A 15,483-nucleotide genomic window follows, 5' to 3' on the forward strand; every position below is an offset into this window, starting at 1 on the left:
CGAACTGATAACGAAGGAGTTCCATGCGTTCATTTCAACTCCGTGGCGCGCGCGCGATGCTCTCGCTCGCTTGCATGGCGCTGTGCGCGGCCGCGCCGGCGCGCGCCGATTGGCAGAAAGTGCGGCAGTCGGGCAGCCTGAAGGTGGCTGTGTATAACGAGCTCGCGCCGTTTTCCGACAAGGGCGCGGGCATCGATATCGACATCGCCGAAGCGCTGGCGAAAAAGCTGGGTTTAAAACTGAGCTTGCTGCCCTTTCCCGCCGGCGAAAACCTCAACGACGATTTGCGCAATATGGTGTGGAAGGGGCATTACCTCGGCTATGGTCCCGCCGACGTGATGCTGCACGTGCCGGTCGACAAGAAATTGATGGCGGACAACGACAAGGTCGAGATATTCGCCCCGTATTACGTGGAAACCGTGCGCCTGGCCCGCAGCGCGCAAGCCGTGCCGCAATTCGATGGGGTCGCTTCGCTGGCGGGCAAGCGTATCGGCGTGGAAAAGGTGTCGATCGCGGCCATGCTGATGTTGGGCGAAGACAATGGCAGATATCGCGACGATGTGCGCATCTTCGATACGGCCGCCGAAGCCTTGCAGCAATTGCAGGCTGGCCAGCTCGACGCCGTGTTGGCGAACCGATCGGAAATCGAGTCGGTGCTGAAAAGCGATCCTGCTTTCCCCTTGAGCGAAGTGGCGTTCGCCCGCTTGCCGCGTGCCGGCTGGGCCGTGGGCCTGGCCGTCAGCAAGCAACAGCTCGACGTGGCCAAGTTACTGCAGGCGGCCATGAACGAGATGGCGGCCAGCGGCGAATTGAAAGCCATCTTTGAGAAGTATGGCGTGAAGGAAGCGCGGCCCTGAAGTAGCCTGCTTGAGTTGAAAAGCCCGCGCATCGGAAGAGGCGCGGGCTTTTTCATGAGAACGCCTGAAAAATGTTCAGGGCAAGGCGCATTGCCGCAGGCAGTACGAATAGTACGACAAGGCAATGCAACGCCGCCATGGACTTTTTCTCAGGTGTTCTTAAAAGGAGTATTGGGCGCTCACACCCAACAACCAGTTACGGCCTGGCGCCGCTTCATAGTAGCGCTTGTTGCTGTCGCCGACGATGACGGAGCCCACGTAGGTCTTGTCGAAAAGATTATTCAGGCGGGCAAACTCCTTGAAGCGCCAATTCCCTACGTTTTGCTTGGCGTTGAAGCGGGCATTGAACACCGTGTAGCCGGGTGCCGGCTTTTCGATGTTGCTGTCTTCCGCGTAGACCTGGTTGCTGGCCACGCTTTCCAGTGCCGCGCCGAAACGGTCGAGCGTGTCTTTCCAGGCCAGTTCCGCGAACAGGTTGGCGCTGGGCACGCCCGGTAAACGGCTGCCTTCGCGCACGCTGCCGAAGGCCTGGTCATACACGGCGTGCAGGCTGGTCAGCGCCACTTTTGTCGTGAAACCATACGGCAAGCTGGAGTCGAGCGACACTTCCATGCCTTGGCGTAAGGTCTTGCCCGCATTGCGGTAGCTGGTGCGCCCGCCGCTGGAACTGTCGACGACCAGTTCATCGTTGGTCTTGATCTGGAACACGGCCGCGTTCACATGCGTGTTGTGATTGATCCTGGCCTTGATACCCGCTTCCAGGTTGGTGCTGGTGGCCGGTTTCAGCTGGTAATTGAAGCCGCCGCCCGTGCCCGAGTAAAACAGTTCGTTCAGGGTGGGTGCTTCGAAACCGCGCGCGGCGCTGGCGTACACGTTGACGTTGGGCGTCAGTTTATACAGCAGGCCCAGCACGGGTGTCGTGTGGCTGAACTCCAGGCTGCCGCTGTCGTTGCCATTGCCGAGGAAGCGGTCGTTGACCGACACTTTCATTTTGCTGTAGCGCACACCTGCGCTGAGCAGCCATGGCCCGCTCTGCCATTCTGCCTGGATATACGGATCGAGGCTGGAGACGACATCCTGCTCGTCGCGGCGCAGCTTGCCCTTCACGCCAAACGTGTTGCCGATGTAATTTTCATAACCGGTGCGGTCATCGCTGGAGCGGCCATAGTCGATGCCGATGGTGGTGCTCAGCTTGCCACCGGCCAACTGGCTGACGTGCAGCCAATTGGTGTCGATGCCGTAGAACTCACGCTGGAAGTCGACCACGCCGCCCGAATGGCTGGCCGGTGCCTGGAAACCCTTGGTGAATGCCTGGTACTGGATCACGTCGCGGTTGCCGCCGTAGGCCGTCACGTGCAGGCGGTCATCGCCGAACGACTGTTCATAGGTGGCGCCGATTTGCTGGTGGTCGATGCTCTTGCGCGTGTTGTAGCGTTCGGCCAGGGTGCGTTTCGGGTTTTGCGTGTCCGTCGTGTCGATTTCGCCGGCGCGCGGATCGCGGGAAAACGTGGCCCAGGTGGCGCCCAGCGGATCTTGCGTGTTGCCCTGGTGCAGGCTGTTGGCGACGATGGTCAGCTTGCTGTCCGTATTCGGCTTGACCGTGATCTTGCCGAACGCCTGTTCGCGCGTGGCGGCGCTGTGGTCTCGAAAGCCATCCGTGCGGAAGCGCGAACCGTCGAGCACGTAGCCGATGCCGCCTGCCTGGCCCTGCGCCGACAGGTCCACCTTGCTGGTGCCGAAGCTGCCGCCCGTCACGTTCAGTTCGACGGAGGGGGGATTTTGCCCATCCTTGGAAAACAGCTGGATCACGCCGCCTGAATGGTTGCCGTAGATGGCAGAAAACGGCCCGCGCAGCACTTCGATGCGCTCGGCCGTATCGAGGTTGAAGGTGGCGGCCTGGCCTTGCCCGTCGGGCATGCTGGCGGGAATGCCATCGCTGATCAGCTTGACGCCGCGCACGCCGAAGGCCGAGCGGGCGCCGAAGCCGCGCGACGAGATTTGCAAGTCTTGTGCGTAGTTTTGGCGGTTTTGTACGACCAGACCCGGCACGGCGGCCAGCGCTTCCGAGGCATTGACGCGGATTTGGCCGTCCTGGATGCGGGTGCTGTCGACGACGTCAATGGACGCGGGCACTTCCTGGCTGGGGTGGGCGATGCGGCTGCCGCTGATGACCACCGTATCCATGAGTTGCCCGGCGGCCAAGTCAGCGGGCTCGGCGGCAAAGACGTGGGGGGCCAGGGTGGCGCTGCCGGCGACAAACAGGCTGGCGATGGTGTTCAGGCGGAAACGATGCTGCATGCGGATTCTCCAATGTGAATAAAAGCCTGCTTGAGCGCGTGAGCGGCGCAGGTCTGCATAGTTGTATCAAGCAATATGCCTGCCATGTCTCCATTGGTGGGCGGAAATTATACGCGTGTCAGTGGCACGGCGTTTGCATGCAGCAATTATCAGATGCGCCGCTACCGCGCGCTTTTCCTGTGTTTTGCCATTGAAAAGGTGATTATGCCCAACTTCTTCCCGCGCTTGCGCCAGGTGTGCTGGCTGCTGCCTGCGCTCTTCAGCACGGCCCTCCAGGCCGCTCCTTTTGCCTATGTCCCCAATGAAAAATCGGGCACCGTGAGCGTGATCGACACGGCGACCGATCGGGTGGTGCGCCAGATCGCCGCAGGCAAGCGTCCGCGCGGCATCGCCGCCGACCCCACCGGGCGGCAATTGTTTGTCACCGATGCGGCCAGCAGCGCCTTGCTGCTGATCGATAACGAAGCTGGCGCACCAGTTCGCATGGTGGCGCTGGGCAAGTCGCCCGAAGGCGTGAGCGCCTCGCACGACGGTCGTTACGTGGCCGTGGCCGTCGAGGAAAACAATAGCGTGGCCTTGCTCGATGGCCAGACGGGCGTCGTGCTTGCCGATATCAAGGTGCAGGGACGCAACCCGGAACATGCCGTGTTCAGTCCCGATGGGCGCTGGCTGCTGGTCAGTGCGGAAGAGGCCGAGCAAGTCGATGTCATCAACGTGGCGCAACGCCGCCAGGTCGCGTCCATTGCCGTGGGCTTGCGTCCGCGCGGCATCGGTTTCAGTCCGGATTCGGGCCTTGCCTACGTGGCGTGCGAACTGGTCAATGCCGTCTACGTGATCGATATGACGGCGCGCAAGGCCATTGCCACCATTCCAGCGGGCAAGAATGCGAATGGCATCGTCGTCCATCCCGGTGGCAAGCAAGTGTATGTATCAAATGGCACGGATGGCACGGTGATGGTGATCGATACGGCCAGCAAGCAGGTGACGGCCACCATTCCCGTCGGCAAGCGCCCATGGAACATGGCCATCACGCCCGACGGGGCCAAGCTGTACGTGGCCAATGGCCGCTCGAACAGCGTCTCCGTCATCGATACGGCCAGCGCGCGCAAGGTGGCCGATATCGCAGTCGGCGAATTGCCATGGGGCGTGGTGATTCGGTAGCGTTACAGGAACAGGTGTTCCAGTCTGGTACACCTGTTCCATTGTGCAGCGGCGACGGGCCGCAGCAGCAGGGCTGGCCCGGATTGGAACAGGATGCCTTCACCTTGTTCAAAACGCAAACAGGCCCGCTCCCGCGGCTCAAGCCCGGGCATGCGCCGAAAAGCGCACCGGTATTGACGCCGCGCCCTTGTAACAGGGGTAAAAGCGGCTAAGTTTGTAGTGGGATGGCGAGCTGGCACGGCATTTGCGGAAGACTCCGTGTACTCACCCCATCTGTACCAGGACGTTTGATTTTAATTAAGTAATTCCATTCTAATTAACCCGATAGAGGACGACATGAATCTCGCAGACATCAGCAAACTGGGCGTAGCCAATCCCTTCAAACAACGCTATGACAATTACATCGGCGGCAAATTCGTTGCACCAGTAAAAGGTGAATACTTTCCTAACATCACGCCGATCACGGGCTTGCCATTTTGCGAAATCGCCCGTTCCACGACGGAAGACGTCGAGCTGGCGCTGGATGCCGCGCATGCCGCCAAGGAGGCCTGGGGCAAGACTTCGCCCGCCGAGCGCGCCAACATCCTGAACCGCATCGCCGACCGCATCGAACAGAACCTGAGCTTGATCGCCACGGCGGAAACGATCGATAACGGCAAGCCGATCCGCGAAACGATGAATGCCGACATTCCGCTGGCCATCGACCATTTCCGTTACTTCGCCGGCTGCATCCGCGCGCAGGAAGGTTCCGTCGCGCAAATCGATGCGGAAACCTATGCCTACCACTACCACGAGCCGCTGGGTGTCGTGGGCCAGATCATTCCGTGGAATTTCCCGATCCTGATGGCTGTCTGGAAACTGGCGCCAGCGCTGGCCGCCGGCAATTGCGTCGTCCTGAAACCGGCAGAGCAAACCCCCGCTTCCATCATGGTGTTGATCGAGCTGATCGGCGACCTGCTGCCACCGGGCGTGTTGAACATCATCAACGGTTTCGGCCTGGAAGCGGGCAAGCCGCTGGCGTCGAGCAAGCGCATCGCCAAGATCGCCTTCACGGGCGAAACGGGCACGGGCCGCCTGATCATGGGCTACGCCGCGCAAAACCTGATTCCCGTCACCCTGGAGCTGGGCGGCAAATCGCCGAACATCTTCTTTGAAGACGTGATGGATGCGGACGACGAATATTTCGACAAGTGCCTGGAAGGCTTTGCCATGTTTGCGCTGAATCAAGGCGAAGTGTGCACCTGCCCATCGCGCGTGCTGATCCAGGAATCGATCTACGAGAAATTCATCGAACGGGCCCTGAAGCGCGTGGCCGCCATCAAGCAGGGCAATCCGCTCGACTCGTCCACCATGATCGGCGCCCAAGCGTCGCAGGAGCAGCTGGAAAAAATCCTGTCCTACCTCGACATCGGCCGCCAGGAAGGTGCCGAAGTGCTGGCTGGCGGCGAGCGCAACACGCAGGCGGGCGACCTGGAAGGCGGCTATTACGTGCGTCCGACCGTGTTCAAGGGGCACAACAAGATGCGTATCTTCCAGGAAGAAATTTTTGGACCGGTCGTGTCCGTGACCACCTTCAAGGATGAAGCTGAAGCGCTGGCGATTGCCAACGATACCTTGTACGGCTTGGGCGCCGGCTTGTGGACGCGTGACGGTTCGCGTGCCTTCCGCATGGGCCGCGCCATCCAGGCGGGCCGCGTGTGGACCAATTGCTACCACCTGTATCCGGCCCACGCCGCTTTCGGCGGCTACAAGCAATCGGGTATCGGCCGCGAAAACCACAAGATGATGCTCGACCACTACCAGCAAACGAAGAACTTGCTGGTGAGCTATAGCCCGAAAGCGCTGGGCTTCTTCTAAACCGGCAACAGGCGCCGCGCCCGTAGTCCAGGCGCGGCGCGCAGAAAGGGATGCCATGAGTGCAGCAATTGCCAGGGTGGTCGCCACCGATGCGGCGCTGGAAATGATGGACAAGTTGCGCCAGCGTCACGGCCCGCTGATGTTTTTCCAGTCGGGCGGCTGCTGCGACGGCAGTGCGCCCATGTGCTACGCGCTGGGCGAGTTCGATGTCAGCGATACCGATATCTATCTCGGCAATTTGAATGGCGCACCGTTCTACATGGGACTCGAGCAATTCGAGTACTGGGAGCATACCCAGTTGATTATCGATGTGGTCGATGGCAATGGCGGAATGTTTTCACTCGACAACGGCACGGGCAAGCGCTTTTTGACGCGCTCGCGCCTGTTCACCGATGAAGAGTGCGCCTTGCTGCATGCGCAGCCGCACGACCACGGCAGCACCTGATACATACACATACTAATAACAGAGGGAGATGATTGTGCAGAAAAAAATCATGGGGATACTCATCGGTTTGGGTGTGGCATCGCTGGCCCAGGCGGCCGATGTGGGCAATGTCACCACCGCCATGCTCGACAGCACGGCGAAGAATCCGTCCAGCGTGCTGTCGTTCGGCATGGGCACGCAGGGCCAGCGCTATTCGCCGTTGACGCAGATCAATGACAAGACCGTGGCCAAGCTGGTGCCGGCCTGGTCGTTCTCGTTTGGCGGCGAAAAACAGCGGGGCCAGGAATCGCAGCCGTTGATTCACAACGGCAAGATGTTCGTCACGGCATCGTATTCGCGCATCTTTGCCGTCGACCTGAAAACGGGCGCCAAGCTGTGGAAATATGAGCATCGCTTGCCGGACGGCATCATGCCCTGCTGCGACGTGGTCAACCGCGGCGCCGCCCTGTACGGCAACCTGGTGATCTTCGGCACGCTCGACGCCTACCTGGTGGCGCTGGACCAGAATACGGGCAAGATCGTCTGGAAGGAGAAAGTCGACGACTATGCGGCCGGTTACTCGATGACGGCGGCGCCGCTGATCGCCGAAGGTTTGCTGCTGACGGGCGTGTCGGGGGGCGAATTCGGCATCGTCGGCCGGGTCGAGGCGCGCAACCCGATGACGGGCGACCTCGTGTGGAGCCGTCCGACGGTGGAGGGCCATATGGGCCACCGCTACGACAAGGACGGCAAGGCCATCGATAACGGCGTATCCGGCACTGTGAACAAAACCTGGCCGGGCGACCTGTGGAAAACGGGCGGCGCCTCGACATGGATGGGCGGCACCTACGATCCGCAGACCAAGCTCGCGTATTTCGGCACGGGCAACCCGGCGCCGTGGAACAGCCATCTGCGTCCCGGCGACAACCTGTACTCGTCGTCCACCGTGGCGCTGGACGTGAAAACGGGGCAGATCAAGTGGGCGTATCAGAATACGCCGAACGATGCCTGGGATTTCGACGGCGCCAACGAGTTCGTCACCTTCGACATGGATGGCAAGCGCTACGGTGGCAAGGCTGACCGCAACGGTTTCTTCTACGTCATCGATGCGGCCAACGGCAAGCTGCAGAATGCCTTTCCGTTCGTCAAGAAAATCACCTGGGCCAGCAGCATCGACCTGAAGACGGGCCGGCCGAACTATATCGCAGCCGGCCGCCCTGGCGACCCGACCAAGGGAGAAGAAGGCAAGAAGGGTTCGACCGTGTTTGCCGCGCCGGCTTTCCTCGGTGCAAAAAACCAGATGCCGATGGCGTACTCGCCGCAAACCAAGCTGTTCTACGTGCCCGCAAATGAATGGGGCATGGATATCTGGAACGAGCCGATTAGCTACAAGAAGGGCGGCGCCTTCCTCGGCGCCGGTTTTACCATCAAGCCCTTGTTTGACGACTACATTGGCGCCATGCGCGCCATCGATCCGAAGACGGGCAAGATCGTCTGGGAAATCAAGAACAACGCGCCGCTGTGGGGCGGCGTGATGAGCACGGCCGGTAATCTGGTGTTCTACGGCACGCCGGAAGGCTTCCTGAAAGCCGTCGACGCGAAGACGGGCAAGGAGCTGTGGAAATTCCAGACGGGTTCCGGCGTCGTGGCGCCGCCCGTCACCTGGCAGGATGGCGACACGCAATACGTGGCCGTCGTCTCCGGCTGGGGCGGCGCCGTGCCGCTGTGGGGCGGCGAGGTGGCGAAGAAGGTCAACTTCCTGGAACAGGGCGGTTCCGTGTGGGTCTTCAAGCTGGCGTCGAAGTAACGGGGTGAAGCGTCCGGGCCACACGGATGGGTGTCTCCCTGTCCGCCGGGTGCTTTCTTTTTGCTGACGGCCCAGGCCGTCAGTTTTTTGTTTACGCAGGCGTTCGATCAATGTGCCGGCGGTCAAAAAAGGAACACCGTGCGGGGCGATTGATCCGCTGCTGCACACGTCAAACACGTCATTTCTCTTTCTCCCTGTGAGCCGTGCTGGGCACGCTTATTGCCAAAGCTTGAGGTACATCAATCACTGATGTGCACACTAAAAACAGAGAAGAAAGAGGAGACGCAATGAACACATTGAGCAAGCTGGGGAGCGTGGGTGTCATGACAATCGCAGCGGTGGGGCAGGCGCAAGCCGTCGATATCAAGGCGGGCGACTGGACCGTGTCGGTAGGCGGCATCGTCAACGCCTATTACACGCAAGTGTCGTGTTCGGGCGATGCCGTGGGCGGGCTGGCGCTGGGAGGCCAGGCGCTCGGTTGCGGCGGCGAAAAGGACCGCACCACCATCGGCAACGGCTTGCTGCCGAATGGCTTGATCACCTCGGCAAGCTCGCGCCTGGGCGAGTACGACGTGAAAGCCTTGATCGGTATCTACAACTCGACGGCCACGGACAGCGCCATCAGCCAGAACAGCGTGGTCGACGTGCGCCAGGCTTTCTTTACGTTCGGCAATGCGGAAATGGGCACCTTCAAGCTGGGCCGCGACTACGGCATCTTCGGCGCGAATGCGATCCTGTCCGATATGACCTTGTTGGGCTCGGGCGCACCGGTGCAGGCGACACAGCGGGGCCGCGTGACCCTGGGCCATATCGGCGCCGGCTATACCTATCTGGGTAACTATGGCCAGATCATGTACAGCACGCCGAAGTCCAGCGGTTTTGGCGCCGACGTGGCGCTGGTCAGCCCCGTTTCCGATACGCCCATCGTGGCAGGTTCGACCTATTCTTCGAAGTCGAGTCCGCAAGTGCAGGCGCAGCTGACGTATGCGCAGGAGGGCTTGAAAGCCTGGCTCGGCGTGAAGTCGCAAAAATTCACATCGAAAACGCCTGGCGTCGATGACCTGACCATGCGCGGCGTGGAAGTGGGCGGCTCGTACCAGATGGGACCGGCTGGCGTGCTGCTCAATTTCCAGGGCGGCAAGGGATTGGGCATTCTCTCCGATGCGGACCAGGGCGATACCAAATCGAAGAACTGGCTGCTGCAAGGCACGTATAAAACGACGGACAAGCTGAAGCTGGGCTTGTCCTACGGCATCAGCAAGAACGACGACAACACGGCCGGCACGGGCGGTTTGAAGTCGAACGCCAACCTGACCCTCGGTGCGTATTACTCGCTCAACAGTGCGATCACCCTCGTGGGCGAGCTGGGCCAGACGCGCTCGAAAGGCTTTACGGGCGGCGAAGCGAAGATGAATGGCGTATCCCTGGGCGGCATTATTTTCTTCTAACCAATGAATGCGGCGCCGGAAGCTGCGGCGCCGCACGGAGTGCAATGCATGCGGATAATGCGGTTATTCATCGGATGCTGGCTATTCCTGTTTATCCTGGGACAGGCGTGGGCAGGCGTGCTCACCAAAGCCGAGCTGGCGCGGCGCTTCCCTGCGCCCCTCGTCGTCGGCGACAAGGAAGCCGAGCTGCCCGTCTGGCCCCTGTTCAAGCAAAACGCCACGGCCACCGAGCTGGTCGGCTATGTCTTTGAGTCGGTGGACCTGGCGCCGATTCCCGGCTTTTCCGGTGTGCCCGTCAATTTATTGATCGCCATCAATCCTCAGGGTAGTTTTCTGGACGTATCCGTGCTGTCGCAGCACGAACCCGTGTTTCTCGATGGCCTAGGTGAAGCGCCGCTGTTCCAGTTCGTCAAACAGTACCAGGGCCTGTCGTTGAAACAGAATATCGCCATCGATGCCAGGAAGAAGCGCGCCGCCGATGCCACGCACGCCGATATCGACGGCGTGTCGAAGGCGACGGCCTCCGTGCGCATCATCAACCAGAGCGTGCTGGCGTCCGCCTTGAAAGTGTCGCGCAAGAAACTCGGCTTTGCGCAGGGGCGCGATCCGGACCAGATCGCCCGCATCCGCATGGACGTGTTCGAGAAACTCAGCGTGGCAAAGATGCTTGAGCAGGGCTTGATCCAGCATGTGCGCCTGAGCAACAAGGACGTCGAAACCCTGTTTGCCGGCAGTCCCGGCGCGGGACTCGATGCCGAGGCGCAGCGCGAGCCGGACGGCCTGTTCATCGATCTGTATCTGGCCTATGTCTCCGTGCCCACGGTGGGACGCAATCTGTTGACGGAACGCAGCTGGAACAAGCTGCGCAACCGGCTCGACGAGGACGACCACGCCATCCTCGTCATGTCGCGCGGGCGCTACAGCGTGCTGGGCGACGATTTCGTGCGCGGCACCGTGCCGGACCGGTTGTTGCTGAAGCAGGATGGCTTGCCCATCGACATGCGCGACCTGGACTTGGAATTGAGCCTGTCCGATGCGGGACCGTTACCAACGGAAAATATTGCCGTATTCCGTGTCATCAGCCAGGCGGGGCTCGATGCAGCCAGCCCGCTGGCATTTTCTCTCCCCATCACGCGCAGCAAGGGCATCGTGTATCCGGAACGCATCGCGCGCAACGTCGATTTCAGCTACCGTCTGCCGGCCGGGTTTTATACGGCGCCGCAAGGCAACGATGCCAGCTGGCGCGGCACGTGGAAGGGGCGCCAGACTGAGCTGTTGATCTTGCTGGCCGGGCTGGCGCTGCTGGCCGGCGCCTTGGCCTGGCAGAAACGCCTGGTGCGTAATGGCCGGCAATTTGCATGGTTCCGCCGCCTGTTCCTGTTGTTGACCATCGGCTTCATCGGCTATTACGCCCAGGGGCAATTGTCGATCGTCAACATCACAGGGCTGATCCAGGCGCTGCTGGCGGGGCGCAGCCTGGGCTTTTTCCTGTTCGATCCGATGACGGTGATTCTCTGGGCTTTCGTTCTGCTCAGCCTGTTCATTTGGGGCCGCGGCACGTTTTGCGGCTGGCTGTGTCCGTTTGGCGCCCTGCAGGAATTCACGGGCAAGCTGGGCCAGTGGCTGCGCTTGCCGCAGTGGAAGATCAAGCCGCGCCTCGATGGGCGCTTGAAATGGATCAAGTATGGCTTGCTGGCGGCCATTCTGGCCAGCAGCATGTTTTCCAGCCAGATCACGGACAAGCTGGTGGAACTGGAACCGTTCAAGACGGCCATCACCCTGAACTTCGTGCGCGCCTGGCCCTTCGTCGCGTATGCCGTGGGCTTGCTGTTGCTCAGCAGTGTTTCCTACAAATTCTTTTGCCGCTACCTGTGCCCGTTCGGTGCGGCGCTGGCGCTGCTGGGACGCTTTCGCCTGTTCAACTGGATTCCGCGCCGCAAGGAATGCGGCACGCCATGCCAGACTTGCCGCCACCGTTGCGAGTATCACGCCATCGCGCCGAGCGGCAAAGTCGATTATGGCGAATGTTTCCAGTGCATGGATTGCGTGGTGATTTACGCCAGCGATGAAAAATGCGCACCCTTGATGCTGGAAATCAAGCGCGCCCGTACCATTCCCATCGTCCGGGCCACGGCAGAGGAGAGCAGCAATGCAGCGTAGAACCTTTATTTCCGCAGCGATTGGCAGCGTGGCCGGCATGGCGGGCGTGATCTTGCCTGGCAGTATGGCGCGCGGCACGGCTACGGCATCCGGCGTGCGCCCTTATCAAGGTGCCGCCCTGGCGTTTGGCACGACGGTCGCCGTCACCGTGTTGCATCACGACCAGCGCCAGGCCGAACTGGCCATCGAAGACGCCTTGCATGCGGCCAGGAGTGTCGACCGCCTGATGAGCATTTACAGTCCTGCCAGCCAAGTCTTCCAGCTGAACCGCGATGGCCGCCTGGCCCGGCCGAATGCCCATCTGCTGACGGTGCTGGCGCAGGCGCAAGCCTTGTCGCAATGGAGCGACGGGGCGTTTGATATCACCGTGCAACCCTTATGGCAGCTGTTTCGGTCGGCGGCAGACCTGGCGAGCCTGCCTGCGGAAGCATCGCGCCGCGAAGCGCAGGCGCGGGTAGGCTGGCGGCAACTGGCATGGGATCGCCGCGAAGTGCGTTTTCTTCAGCCCGGTATGGCGTTGACCTTGAATGGCCTGGCGCAAGGCTATGCGGCCGACGTGGCGCTGGCGGCCGTGCAGGCGCGCGGCATACGGCACGCGCTGCTCGACACGGGCGAGTTCATTGCGCGCGGACAGCGCTCCGTGCGCCGTCCGTGGACCCTGGGCATCCAGGACCCGCGTGATGCGGAAATCCTGGCGGCCACCTTGAAAGTGGAGGGGCGCAGCGTGGCCACGTCGGGCGATTACGAATGCACGTTTACGCCCGACTTCGTGCATCACCACATCTTCGATCCTGCGAAAGGCGATTCGCCGGGCGAACTGGCCAGCGTGACCGTGCTGGCGCCTACCGGCTTGCTGGCCGATGGCTTGTCGACGACCTTCATGGTGACGGGGGCCGCGCGTGCGCATGCGATGGCCGCGCACATGCAGGGCGTTGACCTGATGACCATCGACAAGTCGGGCCAGCGCAAGATGTCGCCCGGCTTTCCCCGTCTACTCTAGGCTATTTCAGGTGCGGCACCTTGCGATAGATCGTGTTGCGCGACACGCCCAGGGCCCGCGCCGTGGCCGAGACGTTGCCGCCGTGGGCATCAAGCGACTTGAGGATCACGCTTTGCTCCATCTCTTCCAGGTTGGCGCCGGCTGCGATCATGCGGTCCGTGCTGGCACTGGCGGCAGTCGCTTGCGTCATCTCAATATCGTCGAGGAAATCGTCGGGCATGTGGCGCAAACAGATTTCATGCTCGTCGCCCGCCATGACGATGGCTGTGCGCAGCAGATTGGTCAGTTGGCGGAAATTGCCTGGCCATTTATGCTGGTGGAACAGGCGCAGGATGTCAGGGGCCACCGTGTAGCGCGTGTCGGGCGCTTCCGTCGCGAGGATTTTCTTCACGACCGTGTCGAGGTCCGTGCGCTCGCGCAGGGGCGGCAGTTTCACCACCAGGCCATTCAATCGGTAATACAAGTCTTCGCGGAATAGTCCCTTCGCCATGCGTTCGCGCAAGTTGTGATTCGTGGCGCAAATGAGTTCCACATTGACGGTGATCGATTTGCTGCTGCCCAGCGGCGTGACCATGCGTTCCTGCAGCACGCGCAATAGCCGTGCCTGCAAGCCGAAAGGCATGTCGCCGATTTCGTCGAGGAACAGGGTACCGCCATTGGCTTGTAGGATCTTGCCGATCGCCCCTTTCTTGCGCGCGCCCGTAAACGCCCCGTCTTCATAGCCGAACAGTTCGGACTCGATCAGGGTTTCCGGGATCGACGCGCAATTGACGGCAATAAACGGTCCCATGGCCCGTGGCGAATCGTTATGGATGGCTTGCGCCAGCAATTCCTTGCCCGTGCCTGTTTCGCCCATGACGAGGATGGGAATATCGCGCCCCAATACCTTGTTGACCTTTTCGATCACCAGTTCCAGTTGCGGATCGCCCGTGCGCAGGTAGCGCAGGCCAGACAGGCGGCGCGCCGCGTTGGCCGCATGGCTGGCGGGTGCGGGAACCTGGGCCGGCACGGCGTTGATATCGCTGTGATCGGTGCTGGCAGTAAAACCGTGCTGGAAGACGCTATTGGACAGGCGCAACTGCGCGCGCCCATACACGCGCACGCCGCTGTGCATGCACAGGTTCAGCAAACCGGGTGAGGCCGTGCGGTAATGCTCGTACAGGGCGGACACTGGCAAGCCGAACAGGGAGCTGAACGTGTGCGATTGTAGTGCGGCAAATGACAGGCCCAACTGGAACAAGCCATTCTTGTTGGCCGATAAGAACCGCCCACCCGGTGTGAACGAGGCGATGCCTTCCATCAATGTGCCGATGAATTCGGGGCGCGCGTGGAAGTGCACGGTGATGGCGTCTTCGAAGGTGGCGGAAAACAGCTGATTTTCGATCATCAGGGCCGACATGCGCACGAGGGCCATCGTATGCTTGTGAAAACTGCGCTGGTCGCTCGAGACGTCCAGCACGCCGATGACATTGCCCCGGTGGTCGGTAATCGGTGCCGCAGAACAAGTCAGAAAGTGATTGGCAGCCAGGTAATGCTGGTCCGCATGGACCAAAGTCGGTACTTTTTCCGTGATGGCCGTGCCGATGGCATTCGTGCCGCGGCTTTGTTCCGACCACGCTACGCCTGGCTGCAGGGCAACGCGGTTTGCTTTCTCCAGGAAATCATCGTCGCCCAGCGAATGCACGATTACGCCATTGGCATCCGTCAAGATCACCATATTGTGTGTGTTGACGATTTGCTGGTACAGGGTTTCCATCGCGGGCAGCGCGTGCGTGTGCAGCATGCGGTTTTGCTCTATCAGCAAGGACAGGTCGGATTTGCCGGCTGGCGTAAAGTCGGGCGTGGCCGTGGGCGACAGGCCAAAAGCGACGGAACGCTGATGGGACGTTTCGATGATGACGGGGACGTTGTCCTGTCCTGCCGGCAAAGTGTTCGCGTCCGCGATGGACGAAAACGGTGCGCTACGGTAAGTAGCTGATGGTTGATACATGATCTCGTTGCCTCCGTTGGGCCCTGTACTGCGGCGCTCTTTTGAATATCGAGAGTGTTCCATAATGTAGCACCTGTCACAAATGGGAGCAAAGCAAAGCGAGCCGGGCTGTCCCCAGTGTTGCTGCCAGGCCCAGAGTTGCTCTCATCAGTGGACAGTGCATGGGGCTGTATAAGCAAGTGCGGTGCCAGGGCCGTTTCACGGCGCGGGAAAATAGCCCTTGCGGCGCGCGCAGGGCAGGGCTATAATCCGCCCCCTCGCTGAACGACGCATGCAAATGCAGCGTGAAGCGAGAAAAAAGAAGGAGTTGACGGACGTAGCAAATTGCTTCATACTCTTCCTTCTTCGCAGCTGACAAACACAACGCTTTGTCGATAGCGCGAAAGCAGTAACCGAATACAGTTCTTTAACAATTAACAGTCGATAAGTGTGGACATTTGATGTAGTGCAGCAGTGATTTTCGGATCGCTGTAATACTTAA

10 protein-coding genes are annotated in these 15,483 nt (G+C 60.8%); 8 read left to right on the forward strand and 2 right to left on the reverse strand.

The annotated features are described in order from the left end of the window. The first annotated feature begins 23 nt into the window (after positions 1 to 23). Positions 24 to 857 carry a substrate-binding periplasmic protein gene (locus D9M09_RS02790; RefSeq protein WP_240453533.1) on the forward strand — a complete coding sequence of 278 codons (834 nt, stop codon included), beginning with the start codon at positions 24 to 26 and terminating at the stop codon, positions 855 to 857. A gap of 159 nt (positions 858 to 1,016) precedes the next feature. Here D9M09_RS02790 and D9M09_RS02795 read toward each other — a convergent pair whose 3' ends face one another. Next, positions 1,017 to 3,155: a TonB-dependent receptor family protein gene (locus D9M09_RS02795; RefSeq protein WP_121668527.1), complete on the reverse strand. Its 2,139-nt coding sequence runs from the start codon at positions 3,153 to 3,155 to the stop codon at positions 1,017 to 1,019. Positions 3,156 to 3,359: 204 nt separating this feature from the next. Between D9M09_RS02795 and D9M09_RS02800 the strand changes: the two genes are divergently transcribed. From D9M09_RS02800 to D9M09_RS02830, 7 genes are all read left to right on the forward strand, one after another. Next, on the forward strand, positions 3,360 to 4,316 hold the full coding sequence (locus D9M09_RS02800; protein WP_121670943.1) for a beta-propeller fold lactonase family protein: 957 nt from the start codon (positions 3,360 to 3,362) through the stop codon (positions 4,314 to 4,316). A 336-nt stretch (positions 4,317 to 4,652) separates the two neighbouring features. Next, entirely contained in the window at positions 4,653 to 6,173 is a 1,521-nt protein-coding gene (adh, locus tag D9M09_RS02805; RefSeq protein WP_070221751.1) for an aldehyde dehydrogenase, read from the forward strand. Positions 6,174 to 6,228: 55 nt separating this feature from the next. Next, the gene (locus D9M09_RS02810; RefSeq protein WP_070221752.1) at positions 6,229 to 6,618 is read left to right on the forward strand and encodes a DUF779 domain-containing protein; all 390 of its coding nucleotides are present in this window, start codon (positions 6,229 to 6,231) and stop codon (positions 6,616 to 6,618) included. A 49-nt stretch (positions 6,619 to 6,667) separates the two neighbouring features. Then, positions 6,668 to 8,404, forward strand: coding sequence for a PQQ-dependent methanol/ethanol family dehydrogenase (locus D9M09_RS02815; RefSeq protein WP_240453534.1), 1,737 nt, complete (start codon positions 6,668 to 6,670; stop codon positions 8,402 to 8,404). Between the two features lie 287 nt (positions 8,405 to 8,691). Next, positions 8,692 to 9,852, forward strand: coding sequence for a porin (locus D9M09_RS02820; protein WP_070310866.1), 1,161 nt, complete (start codon positions 8,692 to 8,694; stop codon positions 9,850 to 9,852). A gap of 117 nt (positions 9,853 to 9,969) precedes the next feature. Beyond that, positions 9,970 to 12,012 carry a 4Fe-4S binding protein gene (locus D9M09_RS02825; protein WP_240453535.1) on the forward strand — a complete coding sequence of 681 codons (2,043 nt, stop codon included), beginning with the start codon at positions 9,970 to 9,972 and terminating at the stop codon, positions 12,010 to 12,012. Next, the gene (locus D9M09_RS02830; RefSeq protein WP_121668529.1) at positions 12,002 to 13,012 is read left to right on the forward strand and encodes an FAD:protein FMN transferase; all 1,011 of its coding nucleotides are present in this window, start codon (positions 12,002 to 12,004) and stop codon (positions 13,010 to 13,012) included. Before D9M09_RS02825 ends, D9M09_RS02830 begins: the two co-directional genes overlap by 11 nt. A gap of 1 nt (position 13,013) precedes the next feature. On the opposite strand, the gene D9M09_RS02835 is transcribed toward D9M09_RS02830, so the two are convergent. Next, entirely contained in the window at positions 13,014 to 15,002 is a 1,989-nt protein-coding gene (locus D9M09_RS02835; protein WP_227742104.1) for a sigma-54-dependent Fis family transcriptional regulator, read from the reverse strand. Positions 15,003 to 15,483: the final 481 nt, after the last annotated feature.

Source organism: Janthinobacterium agaricidamnosum, assembly GCF_003667705.1.
Classification (GTDB): Bacteria; Pseudomonadota; Gammaproteobacteria; order Burkholderiales; family Burkholderiaceae_D; genus Janthinobacterium.